This window comes from Nonomuraea sp. NPDC051191 (genome assembly GCF_044455665.1).
Lineage (GTDB): Bacteria > Actinomycetota > Actinomycetes > Streptosporangiales > Streptosporangiaceae > Nonomuraea.
Genome location: NZ_JBITEZ010000015.1, coordinates 228254 through 252749 on the forward strand (window position 1 = coordinate 228254; position 24496 = coordinate 252749).

At 72.0% G+C, this 24496-nt stretch carries 24 protein-coding genes and 1 pseudogene; 11 read left to right on the plus strand and 14 right to left on the minus strand.

What is annotated here, in order from left to right:
• Positions 1–29 precede the first annotated feature (29 nt).
• The 6 genes from ACIA8R_RS38710 to ACIA8R_RS38735 are packed head-to-tail and all read right to left on the minus strand — an operon-like array spanning position 30 to position 5869.
• The gene (locus tag ACIA8R_RS38710; RefSeq protein ID WP_357695780.1) at positions 30–1619 is read right to left on the minus strand and encodes a fused response regulator/phosphatase; all 1590 of its coding nucleotides are present in this window, start codon (positions 1617–1619) and stop codon (positions 30–32) included.
• Positions 1612–3294, minus strand: coding sequence for a hybrid sensor histidine kinase/response regulator (locus tag ACIA8R_RS38715; RefSeq protein WP_397042510.1), 1683 nt, complete (start codon positions 3292–3294; stop codon positions 1612–1614). Before ACIA8R_RS38715 ends, ACIA8R_RS38710 begins: the two co-directional genes overlap by 8 nt.
• On the minus strand, positions 3281–4282 hold the full coding sequence (locus ACIA8R_RS38720) for an ATP-binding protein (RefSeq protein WP_397042511.1): 1002 nt from the start codon (positions 4280–4282) through the stop codon (positions 3281–3283). The genes ACIA8R_RS38715 and ACIA8R_RS38720 overlap by 14 nt, the downstream gene beginning before the upstream one ends.
• A complete protein-coding gene (locus ACIA8R_RS38725; RefSeq protein WP_357696075.1) occupies positions 4270–4653 on the minus strand; it encodes an anti-sigma regulatory factor in 384 nt (127 codons plus the stop codon). The genes ACIA8R_RS38720 and ACIA8R_RS38725 overlap by 13 nt, the downstream gene beginning before the upstream one ends.
• An 8-nt stretch (positions 4654–4661) precedes the next feature.
• Positions 4662–5027 (minus strand): STAS domain-containing protein, encoded by a 366-nt coding sequence (locus ACIA8R_RS38730; protein ID WP_357695774.1) that lies wholly within the window; start codon positions 5025–5027, stop codon positions 4662–4664.
• Positions 5027–5869: an STAS domain-containing protein gene (locus ACIA8R_RS38735; protein WP_364094593.1), complete on the minus strand. Its 843-nt coding sequence runs from the start codon at positions 5867–5869 to the stop codon at positions 5027–5029. Before ACIA8R_RS38735 ends, ACIA8R_RS38730 begins: the two co-directional genes overlap by 1 nt.
• 247 nt (positions 5870–6116) lie before the next feature.
• On the opposite strand from ACIA8R_RS38735, the gene ACIA8R_RS38740 reads away from it, so the two are divergent.
• A complete protein-coding gene (locus tag ACIA8R_RS38740) occupies positions 6117–6767 on the plus strand; it encodes a biliverdin-producing heme oxygenase (protein WP_364094596.1) in 651 nt (216 codons plus the stop codon).
• Here ACIA8R_RS38740 and ACIA8R_RS38745 read toward each other — a convergent pair.
• Genes ACIA8R_RS38745 through ACIA8R_RS38760 form a run of 4 tightly spaced genes read right to left on the minus strand, consistent with a single transcriptional unit; the run spans position 6764 to position 10779 of the window.
• Positions 6764–8773 carry an APC family permease gene (locus tag ACIA8R_RS38745; protein ID WP_364094599.1) on the minus strand — a complete coding sequence of 670 codons (2010 nt, stop codon included), beginning with the start codon at positions 8771–8773 and terminating at the stop codon, positions 6764–6766. The genes ACIA8R_RS38740 and ACIA8R_RS38745 overlap by 4 nt on opposite strands.
• Before the next feature lie 22 nt (positions 8774–8795).
• Positions 8796–9173 carry a fluoride efflux transporter CrcB gene (gene crcB, locus ACIA8R_RS38750; protein WP_397042512.1) on the minus strand — a complete coding sequence of 126 codons (378 nt, stop codon included), beginning with the start codon at positions 9171–9173 and terminating at the stop codon, positions 8796–8798.
• Complete coding sequence (locus ACIA8R_RS38755) at positions 9170–9562, minus strand: CrcB family protein (RefSeq protein WP_364094605.1); 393 nt, start codon at positions 9560–9562, stop codon at positions 9170–9172. Before ACIA8R_RS38755 ends, crcB begins: the two co-directional genes overlap by 4 nt.
• Positions 9562–10779, minus strand: coding sequence for an ammonium transporter (locus ACIA8R_RS38760; RefSeq protein ID WP_364094608.1), 1218 nt, complete (start codon positions 10777–10779; stop codon positions 9562–9564). The genes ACIA8R_RS38755 and ACIA8R_RS38760 overlap by 1 nt, the downstream gene beginning before the upstream one ends.
• Before the next feature lie 241 nt (positions 10780–11020).
• Here ACIA8R_RS38760 and ACIA8R_RS38765 point away from each other — a divergent pair, with 241 nt between their 5' ends.
• From ACIA8R_RS38765 to ACIA8R_RS38805, 9 genes and pseudogenes are all read left to right on the plus strand, one after another.
• Complete coding sequence (locus ACIA8R_RS38765; RefSeq protein WP_364094611.1) at positions 11021–11953, plus strand: urea transporter; 933 nt, start codon at positions 11021–11023, stop codon at positions 11951–11953.
• Positions 11954–11962: 9 nt separating this feature from the next.
• Complete coding sequence (locus ACIA8R_RS38770; protein ID WP_357695758.1) at positions 11963–12268, plus strand: urease subunit gamma; 306 nt, start codon at positions 11963–11965, stop codon at positions 12266–12268.
• A gap of 32 nt (positions 12269–12300) precedes the next feature.
• Positions 12301–12606: pseudogene (locus ACIA8R_RS38775) on the plus strand (urease subunit beta); the annotation flags it as partial.
• Positions 12607–12814: 208 nt separating this feature from the next.
• Positions 12815–14539: an urease subunit alpha gene (ureC, locus tag ACIA8R_RS38780; protein WP_357695756.1), complete on the plus strand. Its 1725-nt coding sequence runs from the start codon at positions 12815–12817 to the stop codon at positions 14537–14539.
• Positions 14536–15207, plus strand: a complete 672-nt coding sequence (locus ACIA8R_RS38785; protein ID WP_364094616.1) for an urease accessory UreF family protein — start codon at positions 14536–14538, stop codon at positions 15205–15207. The genes ureC and ACIA8R_RS38785 overlap by 4 nt, the downstream gene beginning before the upstream one ends.
• An 89-nt stretch (positions 15208–15296) precedes the next feature.
• The gene (ureG, locus tag ACIA8R_RS38790; protein ID WP_357695752.1) at positions 15297–15974 is read left to right on the plus strand and encodes an urease accessory protein UreG; all 678 of its coding nucleotides are present in this window, start codon (positions 15297–15299) and stop codon (positions 15972–15974) included.
• Positions 15956–16897, plus strand: coding sequence for an urease accessory protein UreD (locus ACIA8R_RS38795; RefSeq protein WP_364094619.1), 942 nt, complete (start codon positions 15956–15958; stop codon positions 16895–16897). The genes ureG and ACIA8R_RS38795 overlap by 19 nt, the downstream gene beginning before the upstream one ends.
• An 81-nt stretch (positions 16898–16978) precedes the next feature.
• Positions 16979–17578, plus strand: coding sequence for a TetR/AcrR family transcriptional regulator (locus ACIA8R_RS38800; protein ID WP_397042513.1), 600 nt, complete (start codon positions 16979–16981; stop codon positions 17576–17578).
• A 57-nt stretch (positions 17579–17635) separates the two neighbouring features.
• Positions 17636–19042, plus strand: a complete 1407-nt coding sequence (locus tag ACIA8R_RS38805) for an MFS transporter (RefSeq protein WP_364094622.1) — start codon at positions 17636–17638, stop codon at positions 19040–19042.
• Here the strand turns inward: ACIA8R_RS38805 and ACIA8R_RS38810 are convergent.
• Positions 19032–20261: a cytochrome P450 gene (locus ACIA8R_RS38810; RefSeq protein ID WP_357695745.1), complete on the minus strand. Its 1230-nt coding sequence runs from the start codon at positions 20259–20261 to the stop codon at positions 19032–19034. The two genes, ACIA8R_RS38805 and ACIA8R_RS38810, sit on opposite strands and share 11 nt — an antisense overlap.
• Before the next feature lie 124 nt (positions 20262–20385).
• Here ACIA8R_RS38810 and ACIA8R_RS38815 point away from each other — a divergent pair, with 124 nt between their 5' ends.
• Positions 20386–21780 carry an FG-GAP and VCBS repeat-containing protein gene (locus tag ACIA8R_RS38815; RefSeq protein ID WP_397042514.1) on the plus strand — a complete coding sequence of 465 codons (1395 nt, stop codon included), beginning with the start codon at positions 20386–20388 and terminating at the stop codon, positions 21778–21780.
• Here the strand turns inward: ACIA8R_RS38815 and ACIA8R_RS38820 are convergent.
• The 3 genes from ACIA8R_RS38820 to ACIA8R_RS38830 are packed head-to-tail and all read right to left on the minus strand — an operon-like array spanning position 21765 to position 24495.
• Entirely contained in the window at positions 21765–23261 is a 1497-nt protein-coding gene (locus ACIA8R_RS38820) for a sensor histidine kinase (protein WP_397042515.1), read from the minus strand. The two genes, ACIA8R_RS38815 and ACIA8R_RS38820, sit on opposite strands and share 16 nt — an antisense overlap.
• Positions 23258–23950, minus strand: coding sequence for a response regulator transcription factor (locus ACIA8R_RS38825; protein ID WP_357695739.1), 693 nt, complete (start codon positions 23948–23950; stop codon positions 23258–23260). The genes ACIA8R_RS38820 and ACIA8R_RS38825 overlap by 4 nt, the downstream gene beginning before the upstream one ends.
• Complete coding sequence (locus ACIA8R_RS38830) at positions 23947–24495, minus strand: hypothetical protein (RefSeq protein WP_357695738.1); 549 nt, start codon at positions 24493–24495, stop codon at positions 23947–23949. Before ACIA8R_RS38830 ends, ACIA8R_RS38825 begins: the two co-directional genes overlap by 4 nt.
• Between the last annotated feature and the right edge of the window lies 1 nt (position 24496).

Sequence of the window (24496 nt, forward strand, 5' to 3'; positions counted from 1 at the left end):
GGCCCCAAGAGGCCGCCGGGACTGCGCGGTCAGGTTCCGGCGGAGTCCGCGTCGGGCGTGCGGCGGACGACGACCAGCGCCACGTCGTCCTCGCGCGCCCCGAACGCCGCCAGCATGCGCTCGGCGAAGTCCTCCAGGTCGTCCTCGACGGTCTCGGCGAGCTGCCTGGCCTTCTCCATGCTGTCGTCGAGCAGGACGTGCCGGTCCTCCAGCAGCCCGTCGGTGAACAACATCATCGTGCCGCCGGGCGGCAGTTTGAGCCGGTCCACCTGGTACCGCTCGGGCACCGCGCCGAGCAGCAGGTTCCCCAGCGTGTGGTAGGAGCTGCCGGGCCCGGCGAACAGCGGCGGCATGTGCCCGGCGTTGGCCAGCTCGATCTCGCCGGTGGCCGGGTCGATGAGCATCAGGCACACGGTGGCGGTCAGGCCCCGGTGGTAGCGCCGCATCATCTGGTTGAGCAGGTCGAGGGAGGCGCTCAGGTCCACCTGGGCGATGAGCGAGGCGCGCAGGGCGTGGCGCACCTCGGCCATGACGGTCGCGGCGTGCAGGGAGTGGCCCTCCACGTCGCCGACGGCGACCAGCACGCGTCCGTCGACCTGCAGCACCTCGTAGAAGTCGCCGCCGACCTCGACGTTGTCCACGGCGGGCTGGTAGCGCAGCGCGACCTGCAGGCCCGGCACCTCGGGGATGCGGCTGGGCAGCAGGCTGCGCTGCAGGGTCAGCGCGATGTCGTGCTCCTCGGTGTAGGCGCGCAGCGCGCCCAGGGCCAGCGCCAGCTCCTGGCCGAGCTGGCGCAGCAGGTTGACCTCGTCGGCGTCGAGCGGCGAGACGGCCTCGACCCCGAGGTAGACCGGCGACGGGGAGTTCTTGGTACGGCAGAGCACGCCGGTGGTGGAGCCCTCGGCGCGCACGTCGGGCAGCAGGCCCTGCCACTCGGTGCTGTCCAGGGTGAACACCCGGGCCCTGGCGGCGTCCTTGAGCGCCAGCTTCGACAGGCGGTCCAGCACGTCGGGGGCGGCGGCCTGGGCGGCGGCGGGCTCGCCGGGCCGGGCGCGGTAGCGCCGCAGCCGCCCGTCGGGCAGCACGGCGAGCGTGCCGCAGTAGCGGCCGAGCACCTCGGCCGTGCCCTCCACGGCCACGGTCAGCAGCTCGTCGAACGTCTCGGCCTCGTTCATCCGCAGGGTCACCTCGGCCAGCTTGGCCAGGCGTTCGGCCATCAGCTCGGCCCGCCAGCGCGCCCGGTAGTAACGCAGCATGGCCTCGACGGTGGCGGCGAACTCGGTGGGCTCGATGGGCTCGCTCAGGTAGGCGTCGGCGCCGCGTTCCAGGCCCTCGGTGCGGTCGGCGGGGGTGATCGCGTTGGCCGACACCTGGATGACGGGGATGGAGGCGGTGGCCGGGTTGGCCTTGATCAGCTCGCAGACCTCGTAGCCGCCGATGTCGGGCAGGCGGACGTCGAGGACGACCAGGTCGATCTGGTTGGCGGCGAGCATGCCGAGTGCCTCCTCGCCGCCTCTCGCCTCCAGCACCTGGTGCCCGGAGCGGCGCAGCCAGCTCGACAGGATGTAGCGCTTGGTGGGCGTGTCGTCCACCACCAGCACGCGTGCGGACTCAGACATCCTGGTCCTCTCCAGCACCGCCGTTCTCGCCCTGGCGGGCGCTGCGGATGGCCTGCAGGAGGTGTTCCCTGCGCAGCCCGTGCTTGGACAGAACCGGCCAATTGCCGGGGGCGTGCTGCGGAGCGATGGTCACGATGACGACGGGGATGCCGCTCAGCCGCTCGTCCTCGGCCATCTGGTGCAGCAGGACGTTGCCGTCGACGCGGGGCATGAGCAGGTCGACGAGGATCACGTCGGGCGGGGAGGCGGCCATGACGTCGAGCGCGGCGGCGCCGTCGGCGGCCTCGTCCACATGAACGGTGAAGCCGTAGAGCATGCGGCGGGCACTGGCGCGGAACACCTCGTCGTCGTCGGCGATCAGCACGCGTTCCAGCTCGGGCGTGCCGATCTGGTGCGGCAGCCGCAGGGTGGCGACGGTGCCCTCGCCCTGGGTGCTGGCGAGCTCCAGCGTGCCGCCCAGCGCCTCGGCGAGCCTGCGCGCGTACGGGAGGCCGAGGCCGGTGCCCCTTGCCCTGACCTGCAGCGAGCCGGGAACCTGGTAGAAGTCCTCGAACACGCGCCTCAAATGTTCCTCCGAGATGCCGATGCCGCTGTCGGTGACCGTGATGACGATCTCGCCATTGGCTTCGTCGGCATGCGCGGCCAGCACTACCTGCCCGCTTTGCGTGAATTTGAGCGCGTTCGAGAGCAAATTACGCAGAATTCTGATCAACATGCTCTCGTCGGCGTACAGCTCGGTGGCCTCCGGAGCGATCTCGTGACTCAGCGTCACCCCGGCGCGCTCGCTGGTGGGACGCATGGTGACGTGCAGTTGCCCGGCCATCCGGGACAGGTTGACCAGCGTGGGCTGGGGGTCCAGGCGGCCGGACTCGGCCTTGGCCATGTCGAGCAGCTCGCTGACGAGTTCGAGCAGCGTCTGCGCCGAGTCGCCGATCAGCCCGATCTGGTGGATCTGCTCCTCGGTCAGCGGCTCGCCGCCCTGGCCGGTCAGCAGCCGGACCAGGCCGATGACGGAGTTCAGCGGGGTGCGCAGCTCGTGGCTGACGGTGGCCCAGAAGCGGTTGCGCGCCTCGATCGTCTCGCGGAGCTGGGTGGACTTCTCGTCCAGCTCGGCGTACAGGGCGACGACTCCCCTGTTGGTCTCCTCCAGCTCGGCCGAGAGCTGGTTGTACATGGCCAGCACGCCGGTGTTGGTCTCCTGCAGCTCGGAGTTGAGCCGCAGCACGTCCTCCAGGGTCTCGGCGAGCTCCCTGTTCTGCTCGCGCAGCTCCTCCAGCGCGCTGACCGGGGCCAGCTTGGCGAGGCCCGCGCGGATGGACTCCAGCGGGACGGCGGCCGCCCGTGGCCGCAGCCGCTTGGTGATCGTGACGTGGCCGTCGCCGAGGGTGATGTCGTCCACGAGCCGACCGGCCAGTGTCACGCCATCGGAGCGGTCCAAACCGGATGGCCTGGTGTGCCGGATGCTGATCAGCAGCACGTCGCGGCCGAGCGTGATCACGGCGGCGGCGCCCTTGCCGAACGCCTCCCTGCCCACCTCGCTGAGGGCGGTGGCGACCCTGATCTGGTCCTGCGACTCCAGCCCGACCAGCTCGGCGGCGGCCCGGCCGAGCCGGCGCAGGACGAAGACGTCCTGGTCGGTGTCGAGGCCGATCCTGACGAGCTCAGTTCCCGCCATTGCCGGGCCTCACCGTCACCACGCAGGCGTCGTCACGCCTGCTGCCGGCCTCGCGCAGCAGGCCCGCCGCGATGACCGCGGGGGTGCGCGCGAACAGCCCCGGCACGTTCCCGGGGTCCCATCGGTCGGTCAGGCCGTCGGAGTGCATGACGACGGTGGCGTACGGGGCGATGCGGTACTCGTACTGGCGCAGGGTGCGTCCCTGGTGGCCGGCGATGCCGGGCAGCGAGATCATGCCCTGCCGGCCGGTCGCGTCGGCCACCCAGCCGGAGACGTTGCCGAGCCCGGCGTAGGTGACGGTGTCCGGCCCGACCCTCGCCACCGCGACGGCGCCGCCGCGGGTCCCGCTCAGCCCGCGGTGCAGGTGTTCCAGGATCGACAGCGGCTCCTGGTCGTTGACCTGGGCGAACAGCTCGACGGCGGTGTCCGCGGCGACGGCGGCGATGTGGCCGTGGCCCAGCCCGTCGCACAGCAGCACCGTCGTCGTCTCGCCGTTCTCCGCGATGGCGTAGCCGTCCCCGCAGCTCACCTCGTCGCCGATCGGCCGGGTCAGGCCGCTGGCGCGCAACGGCGGGCCGGGCGTGCCCTCAGCAGTGAAATGCATGACGAGCACAGTGCCCATACCGGGCACCGAGTGAACGTCGTATCCGGTGGCGATGCGGGCGATCGCGCCCATGCCGATGCCGAGTGTGCCGGAGGTGGAGTAGCCGTCGCGCAGGGCGCGGGCCACGTCGGCCATGCCGGGGCCCTTGTCCACCGCGACGAGTTCCACCCCGAGCGGGGCCTCGGGGTGCGGCCGGACCAGGACGACGCCCTCCACGGCGTGCTTGACCAGGTTGGACACGGCCTCGCTGACGGCCACGGCGATCTGCCCGGTGCGGGTGGTGTCGAAGCCGGCCACCTCGGCCAGCGCGACCGCCTGCCGCCGGACGGCGCCGACGGCGCTCGGGTCCTCGGCGCGCACCCAGGCCGGGGTCACCTGGCCCACTTGGTCACCGTCACGGTCGTGCCCTTGCCGGGGGCGGAGATCAGGTCGAACTCGTCGACCAGCCGGCGCGAGCCGCCGAGGCCGAGGCCCATCCCGCCGCCGGTGGTGAAACCGTCGGTGAGCGCCTTGTCGAGGTCGGGGATGCCGGGGCCCTCGTCGCTGAAGATCAGCTTGAGGCCGCGTTTCCTGCCGTTCTCGACGAGGTCGATGCGCACGTCGCCGCCGCCGGCGTAGACGAGCGCGTTGCGGGCCAGCTCACTGGCCGCAGTGACGATCTTGGTCTGGTCGACGAGAGACAACCCCGCCTCGATCGCGAGGGTCCGTACGACCTGCCGGACCATCACGACGTCCGCGCTGCCCGCGATCGTCATCGTCTCGGTCACCTGTCGGCGCCCCTGACGTGGTCAAGGAGCGCCACTCCCTTCTCCAGGTTCAGCGCCGTACGCACACCGCCCAGCGACAGGCCCAGCTCGACCAGGGTGATCGCCACCGCGGGACGCATGCCGACGACGACCGTCTGGGCGTCCAGCATGCGGCACATGGTGGCGATGGTGGCCAGCATGCGGCCGATGAAGGAGTCGACGATCTCCACCGCGGTGATGTCGATGATCACGCCTCTGGCCCCGGTGGCGACGACCCGATCGGCCAGGTCCTCCTGAAGGGCCAGCACGCTCTGGTCCTCCAGGTCGATCTGGATGGAGACGATCAGGATGTCGCCGAGCTTGAGTACGGGCACCCGCTGCATCAGGCGTCCTCCGCCCGCACGGCGATCCGGGCGTTGTGCGACCGGATCACCTGCACGCCGCTGCGCCTGAAGGCGTGGGCGAGCGCGTCGGCCAGCGACGCCTTGGTGACGATGTCGCCGAACTCGATGCCGAGCGTGACGATGGTGTGCGCGATCTGCGGGCGGATGCCGGAGATGACGCATTCGGCGCCCATCAGCCTGGCGGCCACCACGGTCTTGAGCAGGTGCTGGGCCACCTGGGTGTCCACGGCGGGCACGCCGGTGATGTCGATCACAGCGTGCTCGGCCCCGGTGTCGACCAGGGTCTGCAGCAGCTTCTCCATCACGACCTGGGTCCTGGCGGAGTCGAGGGTGCCGATCAGCGGGACGGCGACGATGCCCTCCCAGAGCTTGACCACCGGGGTGGACAGTTCGAGCAGCTGCTCGGCCTGGTCCAGGATGATCTTCTCGCGGGCGTCGGAGAAGATCTCGAAGGTGAGCAGGCCCAGGTCGTCGATGAGCCGGGAGAACCAGATGAAGCCGCGCAGGGCCTCGGCCTCACCGTCGGCCTCGACGACCTCGTACAGGGCCTCCTTGAGGCCGAAGACGGCGCGGGCGGTGTCGGCCGGCGCGTGGCCCGCGCGGGCGCGGGTGCGGGAGAGCTCCGCGAGCAGGCCGCGGACGTCGGCGAGGTCCCCCTTGCCCTGGTCGAGCGCGGACCGCAAGGCCCGGTATATGTCGAGGAGCTCGCCTGACGGGGCCTTGGCGATCTGCACCCAGCGGGCGAGGATCTGCTCCTCGTGCTGCCGGAGCAGGTCTTCAATGCGTCGCCTGGCGGCATCGGCTTGGACGGTCAAGATCACTCCTGGGTTGGCTAGCGAGTGACGGTGTCACCGTATGTTAGAGCGATTTTTCCAGGTAGCGGACCGTTTGGCGTCCGCGACTGTACGCGACGGGGGCCTCGCGGGGTGTGTCCTCTTGAGTTCGTTCTTCCTGGGTAGATGAACGGCGAGGCGAGTTTTGCTGACATGCTGTCGTCATCGCCTTGACGGAGCCTTCGAGGGTTTGTGACACTGTGTCAGAAACAGTCGCGCGAGTTGAGGAAGTGCTGTGACGACGTCGTTCTCCGAGACCTTGAGGGCCGCCACCTGGGGCGACCACGAGTCGGCCGAGTCCGAGGGCTACCTCGCCGAGCTGATGGGCGGCCGGTTGAGCGAGCACGAGTACGGCGAGATGGTCGCCCAGCACTACTTCGCCTACCTCGCCCTCGACGGCGTCTCGAAGGAGCTGGCCGACCACCCGGTCGCCGGCCGCTTCGTCTTCCCCGAGCTCTACCGCGAGCCCGCCCTGGAACGCGACCTGGCCACGATCTACGGCCCCGCCTGGCGCGAGCGCGTCACCCCCTCCAAGGCCACCCGCACCCTCCAGGCCCGCATCGAGCAGATGGCCGACTGGCCCGGCGGGTACGTCGCCCATCACTACACCCGCTACCTCGGCGACCTGTCGGGCGGCCAGTTCATCCGCATGGAGCTGCAGAAGATCTTCGGCTACCAGGCCGGCGGAGGCGTCGACTTCTACATCTTCGACGAGGTGGGCAGCCTGCCGCGGTTCAAGACCGAGTACCGGGCGCGGCTCGACGCCCTCGGCGCGGAACTCGACGAGCGCGAGCAGCGGCGGATCATCGGCGAGGTGCGGCTGGCCTACCAGCTCAACACCGAGGTCCTGGCCGAGCTCATGCACGTCGTCAGGGCCGCCGCCTAACCGTCGTCGGCGTCGGAGGCGGAGGTGGGGGCGTCGTCGGTCGGCTGCATGGCCAGGACGGCCAGGCGCGTGGGCAGGCGCGGGCGGCGCTCGGCGCGGCGTTCGCCCGAGGCCAGCCGGTAGGGCACCAGCGTGACCATCACCCCGGGGACCAGCAGCAGCTGGTCGCGCAGCCGGGCGGTCAGCCGGTTGTGCAGGGCCGGCTCCCACCAGTGGCCGGTCACGTAGTCCACGATGTAGACGGTCACGATGTGGCCGGGGTGCAGGGCCAGCCGGTCGCGCACGTGCCGCAGGATCGGGCCCACGGTGGTCCGGTAGGGCGCGTCGATCATCGTCAGCGGCACGGAGGAGGGGGCGTACCGCTCCCATCCTTCGCGCAGCTCGCGGGTCGTCTCGTCGTCGGTGCACACGTGCACGGCCTCCAGCCCGGCCGGACGGGTGGCCGCGGCGTAGGCGACCGCCTGGAGCGCGGGGCTGCCCAGCCGGGAGACCAGCACCATGGCGTGGGCGCCGGCGGGCAGCTCGACGGGCGTGTCGGGCGTGGTGGCCGCCTGTACCTGGTCGTAGTGCCGCCTGATGCCCTTCATGAGCGCGAACAGCCCGGGGATGGCCAGGCAGACGAGCCAGGCGCCGTTCATGAACTTGGTCACCAGGACGATCACCAGGACGGCGGCGGTCACCGTCGCGCCGGTCGCGTTGACGGCCTGCCGCCGGCGTACGCCGGGCGACCCCGGGCCGGTGCGCCGCCAGTGCCGGACCATGCCGGCCTGGCTCAGCGTGAAGGAGATGAAGACCCCGATGATGTAGAGCTGGATGAGCCGGGAGCTGTTGGCGTCGAAGACGACGAGCAGCACGGCCGCGGCCGTCGCGAGCAGCAGGATGCCGTTGCTGAACACCAGCCGGTCGCCGCGCTTGTGGAGCTGCCTGGACAGGTAGGAGTCGGCGGACAGGATCGAGGCCAGCATGGGGAAGCCGTTGTAGGCGGTGTTGGCGGCCATGATCAGGATCGCCGCGGTGCTGGCCTGGAGGAGGGCGTACAGGACGCCGCGGCCGAGGACGGCGTCGCCGATCTGGGCCAGGGCGGTGGGCTCGACGTACCCGGCGGGCATCCCGGCGAGCCTTCCGGGGTGGTCGGGGTCGGTCATCCGCACGTGGGTGAGCAGGGCCAGCACGGTGATGCCGGTGAACATGGTGACCGACAGCACGCCCATGATCGCCAGGGTGTTCGCCGCGTTCCTGCTCTTGGGCCGGCGGAAGGCGGGGACGCCGTTGCTGACCGCCTCCACCCCGGTCAGCGCCGTGCAGCCGGAGGCGAACGCGCGCAGCACCAGGAAGACCGCGACGAAGCCGACGGGCTGGTAGAGCGGTTCGATGGTGAAGTCGGCGCTGACCGCGCGGGGATGCTCGCCGGTCAGCAGCCGCCAGGCGGCGACCAGGAACATCAGGTAGACCGTGGCGATGAAGGCGTAGGTGGGCACCGCGAACCCGCGGCCGGACTCGCGGGTGCCGCGCAGGTTGACCAGGGTGAGCAGCGCGACGCAGGCCACGCTCAGGGGCGCCGACCAGCGGTTCAGGCCGGGCGCGTAGGAGGTGATGGCGTCCACCCCCGCGGCGACGGAGACGGCCACGGTCAGCACGTAGTCGACCAGCAGCGCGCTGGCGGCGACCAGGCTGGCGTTGACGCCCAGGTTCTCCCGGCTGACGACGTACGCGCCGCCGCCGCCCGGGTAGGCGTAGCAGGTCTGCCGGTAGGACACGATGATGATCACCAGCATGGCCACGATGGCCGCCGCGATCCAGCCGGTCAGGTGCAGCAGGACGAGGCCGCCCAGGGTGAGGGCCATGATGATCTGCTCGGTCGCGTACGCCACCGACGAGATCGGGTCGCTGCAGAAGACGGGCAGCGCCAGCCGCTTGGGCAGGAGCTGCCGCTCCAGGTGCTTGGTCCGCAGCGGGCGGCCGACCAGGGCCCGTTTGGCCCGCTCCCACGGGGACGGGACGGTCATGGGCGTTCCCGCCTCCTTCCGGTCAGCCGGCCAGCGCCCTGCCGAGCAGGTAGCCGAGGCTGACGACGGCCAGGCCGAGCACCACGTTCATGGCGATGTTGGCCAGCGCCCGGCCGGTGGACCCGGCGGCCAGCATCTTCCAGGTGTCGGTGCTGAAGGTGCTGAACGTGGTGAGCGCGCCGCAGAACCCGGTGCCGACCAGCGACAGCACGGCCGGCGGCAGGGAGTCGCGCGAGGCGATGCCCATCAGGACGCCGAGCACGGCCGAGCCGATGACGTTGACGGCCAGCGTGCCCCAGGGCATCGCCTTGCCGGCCGCCTTGGTGACCCCGGCGTCCACGAGGTATCGGGCGGGCGCGCCGATCAGGCCGCCGACGAAGACCGCCAGGACGAGGATCACCGCCGGCCGCCCAGCTTCAGGCCCGCCCAGACGGCCCCCAGGCCCAGGACGACGCTGAGCACGAGGTAGACCGCCGCCCAGCCGGCCGCGCCGTCCACGGTCAGCTCGCGGACGCCGTCCACCAGGTGCGAGAAGGTGGTGAAGCCGCCCAGGAAGCCCGTGCCGAGCAGCGCCTTGACCGGCATGCGGTGCAGCGGGTGCCGGGTCAGCTCGCCGGTGAGCAGGCCCATCAGCAGGCAGCCGACGACGTTGACCACCAGCGTGGGCCAGGGCAGCGGATGGTCGGCGCCCATCAGCGTCTGGGTGAGCAGGTGGCGGACGACCGCGCCGACGCCGCCGCCCACCGCCACCAGGGCGAGGGCGCGGGCCGGATGCCGGGTGGCGGCCATCAGTCCTCCGTCCCGAGTTGCGCGTCGGTGCCGGCGAGCTGTTCGGCCTCGGTCTCGCGCATCCGGCAGACCCGGTCCACGACCCGGCCGATCAGGTAGGTGACGATGAAGGAGTAGAGCGCGACCACGATGATCGCGGCGATCTGCTTGAGCAGCACCTGGATCGAGCCGCCGTAGAACAGGCCCTTGGTCGTGCCGGCGCCGACGCCGGTGGCGAGCAGGCCGATGAGGGCCGTGCCGACGATGCCGCCCGCGCCGTGCACACCGACGACGTCCAGGGTGTCGTCGTAGCCGAGGACGAGCTTCCAGGTCACCGCGAACGACACCACGACGGCGGCCACGATGCCGATGATCAGGGCGCCCTCGGAGTTGACGTACGCGCAGGACGGCGTGATGGCCACCAGTCCGGCCAGCGCGCCGGTGGCCGAGCCGAGCCGGGTGAAGTGCCGGTACCGGAACCATTCGATGACGAGCCACGTGAGCATCCCGGCCGAACCGGCGATCATGGTGGTCAGGAAGGCGTTGACGGCGATGCTCCCGTCGGCCATGGCCGAGCCGGCGTTGAAGCCGAACCAGCCGAACCACAGCAGGCCCAGGCCGAGCATGACGAACGGGATGTTGCTCGGCCGGGGCGGCTCCTTCCTGCGGAAACGCACGCCTGGACCGAGCGCGAGGGCCAGCGCGAGGCCGGCCATGCCGGAGTTCAGCTCGACGACCAGGCCGCCGGCGAAGTCGAGCACGCCCCACCGGCTGATCCAGCCCTGCCGGTCGAACACCCAGTGCGCGATCGGGAAGTACACCAGCGTCACCCAGACGATCGAGAAGACGATCCACGGCCCGAGCCGGGTCCGGCCGGCGACCGATCCGCTGATCAGGGCCACCGTGATGATGGCGAAGGTGAGCTGGAACAGCGCGAAGGCGTAGGTGGGGACGCGGCCGTGCAGCATGGTGGGCGTGATGTCGGCGAAGCGCAGGTCGCCGAAGCCGATCACTCCGGCGCCGCCCACGTCGGGGCCGAAGACGAGGCCGTACCCGTAGCCGAACCACAGGATCGTGACCAGGGCTATCGAGACGAAGCTCATGAAGAGCATGCTGAGCACGTTCTGGGCGCGGACCATGCCACCGTAGAAGAAGGCCAGGCCGGGCGTCATGAGCAGCACCATGGCGGCGCTCACGAGCACCCAGGCCGAGTCCCCGGTGTTGAGCCCTGGCGGCATCGCTCGACCTCGCTTCCTGTCCACAGACAGGATGATCGGCCGGAGTAGACGTAAAACGCCCTGGTCAAGGGCCTTTGCCGGGCCTGTCCATTGTTGAGGTGCTCTTAGTCCTGGACTCGTTTTCGGCAGCCCTTGCAAAGAATGTCCATCGAATCACCGCCGCCGCGTGGCCCACCGGACGCCGGGGAATGTTGCCGCTCGTTGACCCGGTTCCGGCGAGTGGCGAGGGAGGCAGGCGTACATGCGCGCCGACATGCCCGACCTGCCGCTCGCCACGCTCCGCGGCTTCAGCCAGGTGGACCTGCAGAACAACCTGGCGACCGCGATCTGCTTCGTCGTCGCGCTGCTCGCCGCCGGATGGCGGTTCGCGCTCTTCGGCCTGATCGGCGCCGCCGTGGGCACGCTCACCGCCTGGTTCCTCGGCGCGGCGCGGGAGAGCGTGACCGCGGGGCTCGAAGGCTTCAACGGCACGCTGATCGGCGTCGCGCTGGTGCTGTACTTCCAGGCCCGGTGGATCACGCTGCTGCTGGTCGTCGTCGGGGCGATCATGGGCAGCGTCCTGACTGCGGCGCTCAAGACGCTGCTCGGGCCGCATGGCCTGCCGGGGCTCACCGCGCCGTTCTGCGTGGTCGCCACGATCATGGTGGTCGGCGGCCCGTCCTACGAGCGGGTCTGGCGCAGGCACACTCTCGCGGCACCGCCGTCGGCCACGTCCCCGGGGACCACGGTGACGTTCGCGGACCTGTGGCAGGGCCTGCTCAACGGCGTCGGCCAGGTGTTCTTCCAGGGCAAGTGGTACGTCGGGCTGATCTTCCTGATCGGCCTGGCGCTCGCCGGATGGCGGGTCGCGGTGGCCGCGCTGGCCGCCAGCGCCGTCGGGATCGTGGTGGCCGTGCTGCTCGGCGCGCCCGCGGCCGACATCGGCGCCGGCCTGTACGGCTACAACGCGGTGCTCACCGGCATCGCGCTGTGCTGCGCGTTCGTCGTGCCGACCGTGCTCGGCCTGCTGTACGCCCTGGCCGGCGTGGTGTCGGCGACCGTGCTGACGGCGTTCGTCGGCCACCTGTTCGCGCCGGTCGGCGGGCACACCCTCACCTGGCCGTTCGTCCTGGTCACCTGGATCTTCCTGGCGGCGGTCCCGGCGTTCTCCGGCGTCCGGCGCGCTTCCACCTAAGGAGAGCTCATGAACCTCGCACCGCGCGAAATCGACAAGCTGCTGATCTACGTGGTCGCCGACCTGGCCACCAGGCGCCGCGACCGCGGCGTGAAGCTGAACTACAGCGAGGCGGTGGCGCTGATCAGCGTCGCGGTCCTGGAGGCCGCGCGGGACGGCAGGACCGTGGCCGAGTGCATGGAGCTCGGCAAGCAGGTGCTCGGCGCCGGGGACGTCATGCCCGGGGTGCGCGAAATGCTCAAGCTGATGCAGGTCGAGGCGTCGTTCAAGGACGGTTCCAAGCTCGTTTCCTGCCACGACCCCATCGGCGGCTGACACCCGCCGCGACCAGAAAGGAGCGGTTCGCCATGACGGACACGGACCGGATCATGTACGGGGACGACCCGATCGAGATCAACGCCGGTCGCGCCTCGGTCACCCTGACCGTGCGCAACACCGGCGACCGGGCCATCCAGGTCGGCTCGCACTTCCACTTCTTCGAGGCCAACCGGGCGCTCAGCTTCGACCGCGAGAAGGCGTACGGCATGCATCTCGACATCCCGGCCGGGACCGCCGTCCGCATCGAGCCGGGTGACACCCACCAGGTCACGCTGGTCGAGTTCGCCGGCGGCATGCGCGTCGTCGGCTTCGCGGGCCTGGTGGACGGCGGACTGCGGGCCAGGGACAGCCGCACGCACGCCCTGCGCCGCCTGGCCGAGCTGGGGTATGCCGACCGGCCGGAGCCCGGGGCCACCGTCCGCGCGGCGGGCGAGGGGAAGCCGGCGCGGAAGGCGGCGGGCGAGGAGAAGCCGGCGCGGAAGGCGCCCGCCAAGAAGGCCGCCGCCAAGAAGCCGGCCGCCGGGAAGAAGAAGGCCTGAGCCGATGAGCACCATGAACCGCAAGCAGTACGTCTCCATGTTCGGCCCCACCGTGGGCGACCGGGTCCGGCTGGCCGACACCAACCTGGTGATCGAGATCGAGAAGGACCACACGGCCGGCTACTACGGCGACGAGGCCGTCTACGGCGGCGGCAAGACCGCCCGCGACGGCATGGCGTCCGACCCCGGCTCCCAGAACGCCACGATCGCGCTCGACCTGGTGATCACCAACGCGGTCGTCCTGGACCCGGTGCTCGGCGTCGTCAAGGGCGACATCGGCATCAAGGACGGCCGGATCGTCGGGATCGGCAAGGCGGGCAACCCGCACACCCAGAACGGCGTGGACCGCCGGCTGGTCATCGGCGCCGGGACCGAGGTGCTGGCGGGCGAGAACATGATCGCCACTCCGGGGGCCATCGACCCGCACGTGCACCTGATCGCGCCGCAGCAGGCCCAGACCGCGCTCACCAACGGCATCACGACGCTGATCGGCGGCGGCACCGGCCCCACCGACGGCACCCGCGGCACCACCTGCACGCCCGGCCCGTGGAACATCGGCCGCATGTTGCAGGCCGTCGAGGCGCTGCCGGTCAACATCGGCATCATGGCCAAGGGCAACGGCAGCCTGCCCGCCGCGCTCGCCGAGCAGATCGAGGCCGGGGCGTGCGCGCTGAAGGTGCACGAGGACTGGGGCTCCACCCCGGCGGTGGTGGACTGCGCGCTGCGGATGGCCGACGAGTACGACGTCCAGGTGGCGCTGCACGCCGACAGCCTCAACGAGGCCGGCTACCTGGAGGACACGATCAGCGCCATCAACGGCCGCGCGATCCACACCTTCCACACCGAGGGCGCGGGCGGCGGGCACGCGCCGGACATGATCCGCATCGCCGGCGAGCCGAACGCGCTGCCGTCCTCGACGAACCCGACGCTGCCGTACACGATCAACTCGGCGGACGAGCTGCTGGACATGGTGATGGTCTGCCACCACCTCAACCACGACATCCCCGAGGACGTCTCCTTCGCCGACAGCCGGGTGCGGGTGGAGACCATCGCCGCCGAGACCGTGTTGCAGGACATGGGCGTGATCAGCATGTTCTCCTCCGACTCCCAGGCGATGGGCCGGGTCGGGGAGACCTTCACCCGCGCCTTCCAGACGGCCCACCACTGCAAGGACCAGCGCGGCCGGCTGCCGGAGGACTCCGAGCGCAACGACAACGCCCGGGTGCTGCGCTACCTGGCCAAGCTGACCATCAACCCGGCCCGTACGACCGGCATCGCCGAGACCGTCGGCTCGCTGGAGGACGGCAAGCTGGCCGACATCGTGCTGTGGCCGTTCACGTCGTTCGGGGCCAAGCCCGCGCTGGTGGTCAAGGGCGGCCTGATCAACTGGGCGCAGATGGGCGACCCGAACGCCTCGCTGCCCACGCCGCAGCCCGTCTACTACCGGCCGATGTACGGCGCGATGGGGATGGCGCAGCGCAAGAGCAACGTGACGTTCCTGCCGGACGCCGCCATCGCCGCCGGGGTGCCCGAGCGGCTCGGCCTGCAACGGCTGATCGCCAAGGTGCGCCACACGCGGACGGTGGACAAACGGCACATGATCCGCAACAACGCGCTGCCGAAGATCACCGTGGACCCGGAGACGTTCAAGGTCACCGTGGACGGCGAGCACGCGACGATCGCGCCGGCGCAGGAGCTGCCGCTGAACCATCTGTTCTTCCTGGCATGAGCCTGCTCGCCCAGCTCCAGCTCACCGACTCGGCCTTCCCCGGCGGCCTGTACACGCTCTCGCACGGGCTGGAGGCGTACGCGCAGGCCGGGCCGGTGGACGTCGCCGCCCTGCTGGAGGACCTGCTGCTGCACGCGGCGGGGCCGGGCGACGCCACGGCCCTGGTTCTCACCCACCGGGCGGTGACGGCGGGCGACTGGGACGCGGTGGTCGAGGTCGACCGGCGGCTGCACGCCGTCAAGCTCGGCCGGGAGATCCGGGCCGCCGCCACCAGGACCGGCAACCAGGTCCTGCGCACGGCGGCGCTGGTCTTTGCGACGCCGGAGCTGGCCCGCCTGTCGGGGCTGGTCGACGGCAGGGTCACGCCGGGCAACCACGCCGTGGTGCTGGGCACGGCCTACGCCGGGCTCGGCGTCCGGGAGGCCGACGCGGTGACCGGCGACCTGTACGCCTTCGCCGCGAGCTGGGTCGGCGCCGCCGTACGGCTGCGCCGGCTGGACTTCCGGCAGGCCCAGGCCGTCCTGTACGGCGCGGCCGGCGCGATCGGGCGGGCCGCCGCGCACGCCCTGGCCGCCCGCGGCCCGCTCGACCTGCACGCCGCCACCCCACTCGCGGACACGATGAGCGCCGCCCACGAACGCGCCGAGGCCCGCCTCTTCGCCACCTGACAGGCCCGGCCGAGAGCCCCACGCCCAGAACCGGCGGAGAGCCGCCGGAGCGCCACTGATGACAGCCACCTGAGAAAGAGGCCGCGCACATGCATCACCACCACCCGCACCCCGCCGTCGAGGTGCCCTCGGGCACCGCCATGGACCACGTCTTCAAGATCGGGATCGGCGGGCCGGTCGGCTCCGGCAAGACCGCCCTCATCGAGGCGCTGGTGCCCGTCCTGCTCGAACGGGGACGCAACGTGGCCGTCGTCACCAACGACATCTACACCCAGGAGGACGCCCAGCACGTCCGGCGCACCCTCGACGGCGTGCTGGACCCCGCGCGGGTGGTGGGCGTCGAGACCGGCTCCTGCCCGCACACCGCCGTGCGCGACGACCCGACGATGAACCTGGCCGCCGGGGCCGAGCTGCTGGAGCGCTTCCCCGACATCGACACGCTGCTGTTCGAGAGCGGCGGCGACAACCTGACCCTCACCTTCAGTCCCGTCCTGGCCGACGTCTACGTCTTCGTCCTGGACACCGGCGAGGGGGACAAGATGCCGCGCAAGCGGGGGCCCGGCATCACCGACTCGGACCTGCTGGTCATCAACAAGATCGACATCGCGCCGTACGTGCGGGCCGACCTGGAGGTGATGTCCCGCGACGCCGACCGGGTCCGCGACGGGCGGCCGGTCGTGCTCACCGACGCCCTGCGCGGCACCGGCGTGGCCGAGGTGGCCGACTTCGTCCTCAGCGGCGCGACGGCATGCTCGCCGGCCCGGTAGACCGGCTGGCCGCCGGCCACTACACGATCGACTCGGTCCCGGCGGACGTGGCCCGGTACGCCGACGTGCCCGACACCCTGCCGGTCGGCAGCCCCGGCAAGGTCGGCGTGCTGGACCTGGCGTTCGAGCGGCGCGGCGGGCGTACCGAGCTGACCGGCCACTACCAGAAGGCGCCGCTGCAGATCATGCGGCCGCACTACTACGACCCGGCCCGGCCGGACCTGCCGTACCTGATGGTGATGTCCACCGGCGGCGGCATGCTCCAGGGGGACCGCCACCGAATCGACGTGACCTGCGGCGCGGGCGCGTCCGTGCACGTCACCACGCAGGCGGCCACCAAGATCTACCGGATGGAGCAGGACTACGCCACCCAGCTCCTCACGCTCACCGTGGGGCCGGACGGCTACCTGGAGTACCTGCCGGACCCGGTGATCCCCTTCGCCGGGTCCCGCTTCTACCAGCGCACCCTGGTGAACGCCGGGCCCGGCGCCACGGTGATCCTCGGCGAGACCGTGCTGGCCGGGCGGCTGGCCCGAGGCGAGCGGCACGCCTACACCGCGTACTGCAACGACCTGGACGTCCACGACGCCGACGGGCGGCTGCTGTTCGCCGACCCGATCAGGCTCGTGCCCGGCCGCGCGCCGGTCACCGGCCCGGCGATGTTCGGCGACCACGGCGTCCTGTCCACCCTGTACGTGATCACCTCCGCCGTGCCCGCGGACCAGCTGGCCGGGGCGCTGCACGAGACGGCGACGGCCGGCGGGCCGGCGGGCGGGGCCAGCACGCTGCCCAACGGGGCGGGCGCCTGGGCGAGGCTGCTCGGCCCGGAGTCGCCGCCCGTCCTGGCCACCCTGGAACGCCTGTGGGACCTGGCCCGGCGCGCCGTCACCGGCGACCCGGCACCGGACCGCCGCAAACCCTGAGCCGGTCCCGAGAAGGGGGCTGACCCGGCCCCCAGGGGCCGTCCCGGGTGCGCCGGGGGCGATCCGGCCTACCATGGGCCTATGCCCCGCATCTCGGCCGCCACGATCGGCGAGCATCGCGCCCAGACGCGCGACCGCATCCTGCAGGCCGTCTCACGCCTGTCCAGGGCCCAGGGCATCGACGCCATCTCCCTGACGGACGTGGCCCACGAGGCCGGCATCACCCGCACGGTCCTGTACAACTACTTCCCCGACAAGGCCGCCCTGCTGCTGGCCTTCACCGAGCGCGTGACCAGCTACTTCATCGAGAGCTACGAGCGGGAGCTGCCCGAGGAGGCCTCGCCCGCCGACCGGTTGCGGGCCTTCGTCCGGCTCCAGCTCGCGGGGCTGCTCGCCCACCCCCACCCGGGCGCGGCCGACCTCGGCGCGGCGCTCGGGCCCGACGCCTACCAGCAGCTCGCCGAGCACGTCGCGCCCATGCAGCGGGTGCTGGTGGAGATCCTCGACGACGGCGTGCGGTCCGGCGACTTCCAGGTGCCGGAGGTGGGGGCGACGGCACGCATGGTGCTGGCCGTCATCGGGGCCGAGCGGGTGCCGCTGATCAGCGGCGAGGTCACGGTCGAGACGGCCGAGCACGCGGTGGCGGGCTTCGTGCTCCGGGCCCTCGGGGCGCGCCCGTAGGACCGCGACACCGGGGTGGCCGTCGCGGGCCGCCGGAGCCGGTGACAAGATTGTCAGATGGGACAGAACGGGCACGTCCAGGTCAGGTCGGCGCGGGGGCGGTGGATCCTCGGCGCGACCGTGCTCGGCTCCGGGCTGGCCCTGCTCGACAGCACCGTCGTCAACGTCGCGCTGCCGTTCCTCGGCAAGGAGCTGCACGCGGCCATGGACGGCCTGCAATGGACCGTCAACGCCTACACCCTCACCCTGGCGGGCCTGATCCTGCTGGGCGGCTCGCTGGGTGACCGCTACGGGCGGCGCAAGATCTTCCTCATCGGCACGGTGTGGTTCGCCGTGGCCTCGGCGTTGTGCGGCCTGTCGCCGAACATCGAGTTCCTGGTGGGGGCCCGGGCGTTGCAGGGCGTCGGCGGCGCGCTGCTCACCCCGGGGTCGCTGGCCATCATCCAGGCGTCGTTCGTCAAGCAGGACCGGCCGCGGGCCGTCGGCGTCTGGTCCGGGCTGGGCGGCGTGGCCAGCGCGATCGGGCCGCTGCTCGGCGGCTGGCTGGTGCAGACGGCGGGCTGGCGGTGGGCGTTCCTGATCAACCTGCCGTTCGCGCTGGTCGTGGTGCTGGTGACGCTGCGCCACGTGCCGGAGAGCCGCGACGAGGAGGCGGCCGGGCGCTTCGACGTCCTGGGGTCGCTGCTGGCGGCGCTGGCGCTGGCCGGGATCACGTACGGGCTGATCGAGAAGGGCGCGCCGGTGCCGCTGATCGCGGGGGTGCTGCTCGGGGCGGCGTTCGTGGTGACCGAGCGGCGCCGGTCGCCCCAGGCGCTGGTGCCGGTCGCCATCTTCAGGAACCACGTCTTCACGGCGGTCAACGTCGTCACGCTGATCATGTATGCCGCCATGGGCGTGGTGTTCTTCCTGCTGGTGATCCAGCTCCAGGTGGTGTCCGGGTTCTCGCCGATCGCGGCGGGGCTGGCGATGTTGCCGACCACGATCCTCATGATGCTGCTGTCGTCGCGGGCCGGGGAGACGGCCCGGCGGTTCGGGCCGCGCTGGCCGATGACGATCGGCATCCTGCTGGCGGGGGCCGGGTTCATGCTGATGAGCATGATCGGCCCGCACGCCTCCTACCCGCTGCTGGTGCTGCCCGCGGTGACCGTCTTCGGGCTCGGCCTGTCGGCGGCGGTCGCGCCGCTGACGGCGACGGTGCTGGCCACGGCCGACGAGCGCTACGCCGGCACGGCCAGCGGCGTCAACAACGCGGTGGCCCGCACCGGGAGCCTGCTGGCGGTGGCCGCCGTGCCGCCGCTGGTCGGCCTGGTGGGCGACGCGTTCCAGAACCCGCCGGTGTTCAACGCCGGGTTCCGGACGGCCATGCTGATCAGTGGCGGCATGATGGCGGTCGCCGCGGCCATCACCTTCTTCACCATCAGGACGAACGTGCTGGCCGGAGAGCCCGAGGCCGTCAGTACGTGAACGCCTGACCGCGCACGCTGTTGTCGAAGTTCGACAGCAGCAGGTCGGGCTCGCCGACCGAGCGGATGCCGGGCAGCCTGGTCAGCAGCTCCCTGAACATCGTGCGCATCTCCTGCCTGGCCAGGTTGGCGCCGAGGCAGAAGTGCGGGCCCGGCCCGCCGAACCCGACGTGGGGCTTGGTGTCGCGGGTGATGTCGAAGGTGTCGGGGTCGGGGAAGACCGACTCGTCGCGGTTGGCCGAGCCGTAGAACAGCACGACCTTGTCGCCCTGCTTCAGCTCCAGCCCGCGCAGCGTGTAGTCCTCGGTGACCGTGCGGCGGAACTGCATGATGGGCGAGACGTAGCGGACCATCTCCTCGATGGCGCCGTTGATGTGGGCGTCGAAGTCGGAGGTCAGCAGCTCGCGCTGGGCCGGGTTCTCGGTCAGCAGCCGGATGCCGTGGGCCATCGTGTTGCGGGCGGTCTCGTTGCCCGCCACCAGCAGCAGCGAGAAGAACGAGCCGAGCTCCTTGTCGGTCAGCTTCTCGCCGTCGGGGTTGGCGTTGACCAGCAGCGAGACCAGGTCGCCCTTGGGCTCGGCGACGCGCTCGTGGCCGAGCTTGATGACCATGCGCTGCAGGGCCAGCAGGGCCAGCATGTTCTGGCCGGCCATCTGGACGCTGCGGGCCAGGCTGGGACGCACGCCGGTGTAGGCGGTGGAGACGTCGACGTGCTGGTGGACCTTGGCGCGCAGCTCCTGCGGGATGTCGAGCATGTCGCAGATGACGTGGATGGGGAGCTTGGCGGCCACCTGCGTGACGAAGTCACGCGGGCCGTCGGCGACGACGTCGTCGACGATGCGGGCGCAGGCGGCCTCGATGTCGCTCTGGAGCCCGGCCAGCATCTTCGGGCTGAACGAGCGCGTCACGATGCGGCGCAGGCGGGCATGGCGGGGGTCGTCCATGTTGACCATGGACTCGCCGAACACCTGCTTGACCCAGCCGGGCGGCTCGGGGTTGGTCACCGCGGGCTCGCTGGAGAAGATCTTGGCGTTGCGGCTGGCCTCGACCACGTCGGCGTGCCGGACGAGGGCGTAGAAGCCCTTGCCGGAGCGGAGGAGGGGCACCTTCTTCTCCGGAAAGAACACCGGGTGCTCCAGTTGCCGGAGCCGGGCGAATGCCTCATTCCGCTCTTTAAGCGGTTTGCGCCAGAAGTCCAGATCAGCGAGGTCGATGTCCACCCGTCTATCCTGGCACGCTCCCACCCCCGGCCGGACGGGCCGAAAGTCCCTTCCGAAGCGGATGTGCATCGTGCCCTCCTGGCCCGTTCTCGTGGCGTTAAGTCCGGGTTCGACCACAACGGAGATGACTGTCCGTATGAACGCGTTGCTCGCCGCCTGCCTGGTCGTCCCCCTCGTCTCCGGCACCGGCCCCGCCGCCGCCCGCGCGTGCGGCGGGCACCCCCTCGACTTCGACGGCGACGGCCGCGCCGACATCGCCGTCGCCGCCCCCTACGACGACTCCAGGGCCGGATCGGTCACCGTCATGTACGGCTCGGGCCGGACCGTCAAGCTCACCCAGCCCGGCGCGGAACCCGGGGACGCCTTCGGCTCGGCGCTGGCCGTCGGCGACTTCAACGGCGACCGCTGCGCCGACCTGGCGGTCGGGGTGTCGGAGGAGTTCGACGGGGCACGGGTGCCCGGCGCGGACGGCAACGGCGTCGTGCAGATCTTCGACGGCTCCCCCGGCGGCCTGGTCGCCGGGGAGGAGCTGGCGCCGGCCGGGCGGGGCAGCGACCGGTTCGGCGCGGCGCTGGCGGCCGGCGACTTCGACGGCGACGGCCGCGACGAGCTGGCCGTGGGCTCCCCCAGCCACTCCTCGGGCGGCTCGGTCACCGTCTACTGGACGAAGGGGCGCGCGACGTACCGGGTCACCCAGAAGACGTCGTGGGTGCGGCAGACGGCGAACGTCACCGACCAGTGGGGGGCGGCGCTGGCGGCCGGCGACTTCGACGGCGACGGCCGTGACGAGCTGGCCGTCGGCGCGCCCGCCGACAGCGTGCGCCTGGACGGCCAGGGCTCGGTGACCGTGCTCGACCCGCGCGCCCGCCGGGCCCGGCTGCTCACGCAGAGCTCGCCCGGCATCGCCGGCGCCGCGGAGAAGTGGGACGCCTTCGGCGCGGCCCTGGCCACCGGCGACTTCGACGGCGACGGCCGCGACGACCTGGCGATCGGCGTCCCCGGCGAGGGCCTCAGCGCGAACCAGCGGGCCATGGACTACGGCGACGGCACCGTGGACGTCCTGTACGGCTCGCGCGCCGGCCTGCGCACCCACGGGAGCGAGGCGTGGTCGCAACGCTCGCTGAAGGGCGAGCCGCGCTACTACGACCGGTTCGGCGCGGCGTTGGCCGCCGGGGACTTCACCGGCGACGGCAGGGACGAGCTGGCCGTCGGCGTGCCGGGCGAGCACGCCGTCCAGGTGCTCCAGGGGCGCGCGTCGGGCGGCCTGACCCGGGTGGGGAACCTGCTGATCAAGGGCAGGGGCCGCGACTTCGGCGCCTCGCTGGCCACGCTCCCCGGCGGGCGCGGCGGCCGCTTCCGCGCGCTGGCCGCCGGACGCCCCCTGGACGGGCTGCTGATCGCCGCCCCCGACCAGGGCCTGGTCATGTACGCCCCCGGCGTCCGCGAGCCCGGCCTGCGCCTGGGCCCGCTGCGCCAGGTCTCCCAGGGCGCCGGCCTGTACGGCTACACCTTCGGCTGACCCCCGGACCCCGCGGCGGCCCGCCCCGGCGGCGGCTCGGACGGCAGGAGCACGCGGAACAGGGCGCCCTTGCCCGGCTCCCCCTCCGCCATGACGACGCCGCCATGCGCCTCCACCAGCGTCGCCGCGATCGACAGCCCCAGCCCGGCCCCGCCCACCCCGCGCGCCGGGTCGGCCCGGTAGAACCGCTCGAACACCCGCTCGGCCACCTCCGGCGGGAACCCCGGCCCCTCGTCGGCCACCTCCACCACGGCCCGCTCGCCGTCCACGCCGACGCGCACCTCGAACGGCGTCCTCGGCGGCGTGTGCTGCAACGCGTTGCTCACCAGGTTCCCGAGCACCTGGCCGAGCCGCGACTCGTCGCCGGTCACCAGCACCTCGCCCTCGCCGCCGTCCAGGCGGACCAGCTCGATCCGCCGGTCCGGGGCGAGCGTCTGGGCGTCGATCACCGCGGTCGCGGCCAGGCTGAGCAGGTCCACCGGCCGCCGGGCCAGCTCCCGCCGCTGGTCCAGCCTGGCCAGCAGCAGCATGTCCTCCACCAGCAGCCCCATGCGCGCGGCCTGTCCCTCGATCCTGCTCAGCAGCCGCACGGCCTCGGCCAGGTCCTTCTCCTGGCCCAGCCGGAACAGCTCGGCGAACCCCCTGATCGAGGTCAGCGGCGTGCGCAGCTCGTGCGAGGCGTCGGCCATGAACCGGCGCATGACCTCCTCCGAACGCCGCGCCGCCGTGGCCGACTCGCGCGCCGACTCCGCCGCCGCCTCCCGCTCGCGCACCGCCGCCTCGATCTGGGCCAGCATGCCGTTGAGCGAACGGCCGAGCTTGCCGACCTCGGTGGTGCTCGCCCACATCGGCACCCGGCGCGACAGGTCGCCGCCCGCGATGTCCCTGGCGGTGCTGCCGATCTCGCGCAGCGGGCGCAGGCTCCGCCGGACCAGCCAGTAGCAGGCGACGCCGAGCACGACCAGCGTGCCGCCGCCGGCGAAGGCCACGATGAGGGCGAGCCGGCGTACCGTGCCCTCGACGTCGCCGAGGCTGATGGCGATGATCCGGCTGCCGCCGTCGCGGCCGGGCACGGCGACCACCCGCCAGTCCGGTCCGCCGGGCGCCGTCGACTCGACGGTGAACGGCCGCCCGCCGCGCGCGGCGACGTCCGCGCCGGTCAGCCGGGGCAGCCTGGGCGTGTGCTCCTCGGTGGACTCGCTCATCACCCGTACGGTGGCGCCGCCCGCGTCCACCAGCACCGAGTGGAACAGCCCGAAGAAGCGCTGCGGCTGCCGTCCGACCGGCCAGGCCTCGGGCGGCGGCGGCATGTCGCGCGGCGCGCCGGCCGCCACCAGTTGCCGGTCCACCCGCTCGACCAGGTACCCGCGCAGCAGTCGCACGGCGAACAGGCCGGTCAGCGTGATGGCGAGGGTGACCAGCAGCAGCGTGGCCGAGACCAGGCGCAGCCAGAGCGGGGCGCGGGCGAGGTGCTTCCTCATATGCGGGGCGGACGCAGGATGTAGCCGACCCCGCGCAGCGTGTGCAGGTACTTGCGGTCGCCGTTGTCGATCTTGCGGCGCAGGTAGGACACGTACGACTCGACCAGGCCCACGTCGGTGCGCCAGTCGCCGTTCCAGACGTGGTCGAGGATCTGCGTCTTGGACAGCACCCGGCCCACGTTCAGCATGAAGTACCGCAGCAGCCGGAACTCCGTCGGCGACAGCCGCACCGGGACGCCGTCGCGCCAGACCTCGTGGCTCTCCTCGTCCAGCTCCAGGTCGGCGACGCTCAGCCGGTTGGGCGGCGGCGCGCCCCTGCGGGTCCTGCGCAGCACGGCCCGGATCCGGGCGATGACCTCCTCCAGGCTGAACGGCTTGGTCACGTAGTCCTCGCCGAGGCCGAGGCCCGCGATCCGGTCCTCCGGCGTGTCCTTGGCGGTGACGAACAGCACCGGGACCCGGCGGCCGCGGGACCGCAGCCTTCCCGCGACCGCCAGGCCGTCGATGTCGGGCAGCATCACGTCGAGCATCACCAGATCGGGCGTGCTCTCCTCGGCCACCCGCAGCGCCTCCCGCCCGTCGGCGGCGGTCAGCACCTCGAACCCGGCCATGCGCAGGCTGGCCGAGAACAGCTCCCTGATGTTGGGTTCGTCGTCGACCACCAGCAGCCTGGCCTCGGGTCCGCTCATCGCGGGCCCCCTCCCTGCGTGCCCTGCGTGATCGTGGTCGCGGTGACCGAGCCGTCGCCGGACTGCTGGCCGCGCACCACGATCGTGGTGCCGGCGGCCAGGTCGGCGACCTTGCCGGGCTTGGAGATCTGGACCGTGGTCTGGTCGCTGGTGGTGACCGTCACCGTGGAGCCGTCCATGGTCTTGACGTAGAGCTTGTCGCCGTCGACCTTCTCGACGGTGCCGATCGTGCCGCCGCCCATGCGCTGCCCGAAGCCGCCGTTCTGGCCGCCGCCCGGCTGTCCTCCGCCGGGCTGGCCGCCGTAGCCGCGCTGGCCGTAGCCGCCGCCGGGGAACTGGCCGTTCTGACGTTGGAGCTGCGCGGCGGCCGGCGTCCCGGTGGACGTGCCGAACAGCTTGCCCGCCTGGATCCCGATGAGGACGCCCGCCACCAGCAGGACCCCGGCGGCCAGCCCGAGCGTCAGCTTCGAGACGCCCTTGCGCGGCTGGACGGCGAGCTCCTCCCCCAGGTCGTCGGGGAAGGGCGAGGAGTCGAGCCTGTCCATG

Bases quoted from the DNA above. Each gene is read 5' to 3' on its own strand.
- ACIA8R_RS38710 (WP_357695780.1), bottom strand. From the start codon at position 1,619: ATGTCTGAGTCCGCACGCGTGCTGGTGGTGGACGACACGCCCACCAAG.
- ACIA8R_RS38715 (WP_397042510.1), bottom strand. From the start codon at position 3,294: ATGGCGGGAACTGAGCTCGTCAGGATCGGCCTCGACACCGACCAGGAC.
- ACIA8R_RS38725 (WP_357696075.1), bottom strand. From the start codon at position 4,653: ATGACGATCGCGGGCAGCGCGGACGTCGTGATGGTCCGGCAGGTCGTA.
- ACIA8R_RS38730 (WP_357695774.1), bottom strand. From the start codon at position 5,027: ATGCAGCGGGTGCCCGTACTCAAGCTCGGCGACATCCTGATCGTCTCC.
- ACIA8R_RS38745 (WP_364094599.1), bottom strand. From the start codon at position 8,773: ATGACCGTCCCGTCCCCGTGGGAGCGGGCCAAACGGGCCCTGGTCGGC.
- ACIA8R_RS38755 (WP_364094605.1), bottom strand. From the start codon at position 9,562: ATGGCCGCCACCCGGCATCCGGCCCGCGCCCTCGCCCTGGTGGCGGTG.
- ACIA8R_RS38760 (WP_364094608.1), bottom strand. From the start codon at position 10,779: ATGCCGCCAGGGCTCAACACCGGGGACTCGGCCTGGGTGCTCGTGAGC.
- ACIA8R_RS38765 (WP_364094611.1), top strand. From the start codon at position 11,021: ATGCGCGCCGACATGCCCGACCTGCCGCTCGCCACGCTCCGCGGCTTC.
- ACIA8R_RS38770 (WP_357695758.1), top strand. From the start codon at position 11,963: ATGAACCTCGCACCGCGCGAAATCGACAAGCTGCTGATCTACGTGGTC.
- ureC (WP_357695756.1), top strand. From the start codon at position 12,815: ATGAGCACCATGAACCGCAAGCAGTACGTCTCCATGTTCGGCCCCACC.
- ACIA8R_RS38785 (WP_364094616.1), top strand. From the start codon at position 14,536: ATGAGCCTGCTCGCCCAGCTCCAGCTCACCGACTCGGCCTTCCCCGGC.
- ureG (WP_357695752.1), top strand. From the start codon at position 15,297: ATGCATCACCACCACCCGCACCCCGCCGTCGAGGTGCCCTCGGGCACC.
- ACIA8R_RS38795 (WP_364094619.1), top strand. From the start codon at position 15,956: ATGCTCGCCGGCCCGGTAGACCGGCTGGCCGCCGGCCACTACACGATC.
- ACIA8R_RS38800 (WP_397042513.1), top strand. From the start codon at position 16,979: ATGCCCCGCATCTCGGCCGCCACGATCGGCGAGCATCGCGCCCAGACG.
- ACIA8R_RS38805 (WP_364094622.1), top strand. From the start codon at position 17,636: ATGGGACAGAACGGGCACGTCCAGGTCAGGTCGGCGCGGGGGCGGTGG.
- ACIA8R_RS38815 (WP_397042514.1), top strand. From the start codon at position 20,386: ATGACTGTCCGTATGAACGCGTTGCTCGCCGCCTGCCTGGTCGTCCCC.
- ACIA8R_RS38820 (WP_397042515.1), bottom strand. From the start codon at position 23,261: ATGAGGAAGCACCTCGCCCGCGCCCCGCTCTGGCTGCGCCTGGTCTCG.
- ACIA8R_RS38825 (WP_357695739.1), bottom strand. From the start codon at position 23,950: ATGAGCGGACCCGAGGCCAGGCTGCTGGTGGTCGACGACGAACCCAAC.
- ACIA8R_RS38830 (WP_357695738.1), bottom strand. From the start codon at position 24,495: ATGGACAGGCTCGACTCCTCGCCCTTCCCCGACGACCTGGGGGAGGAG.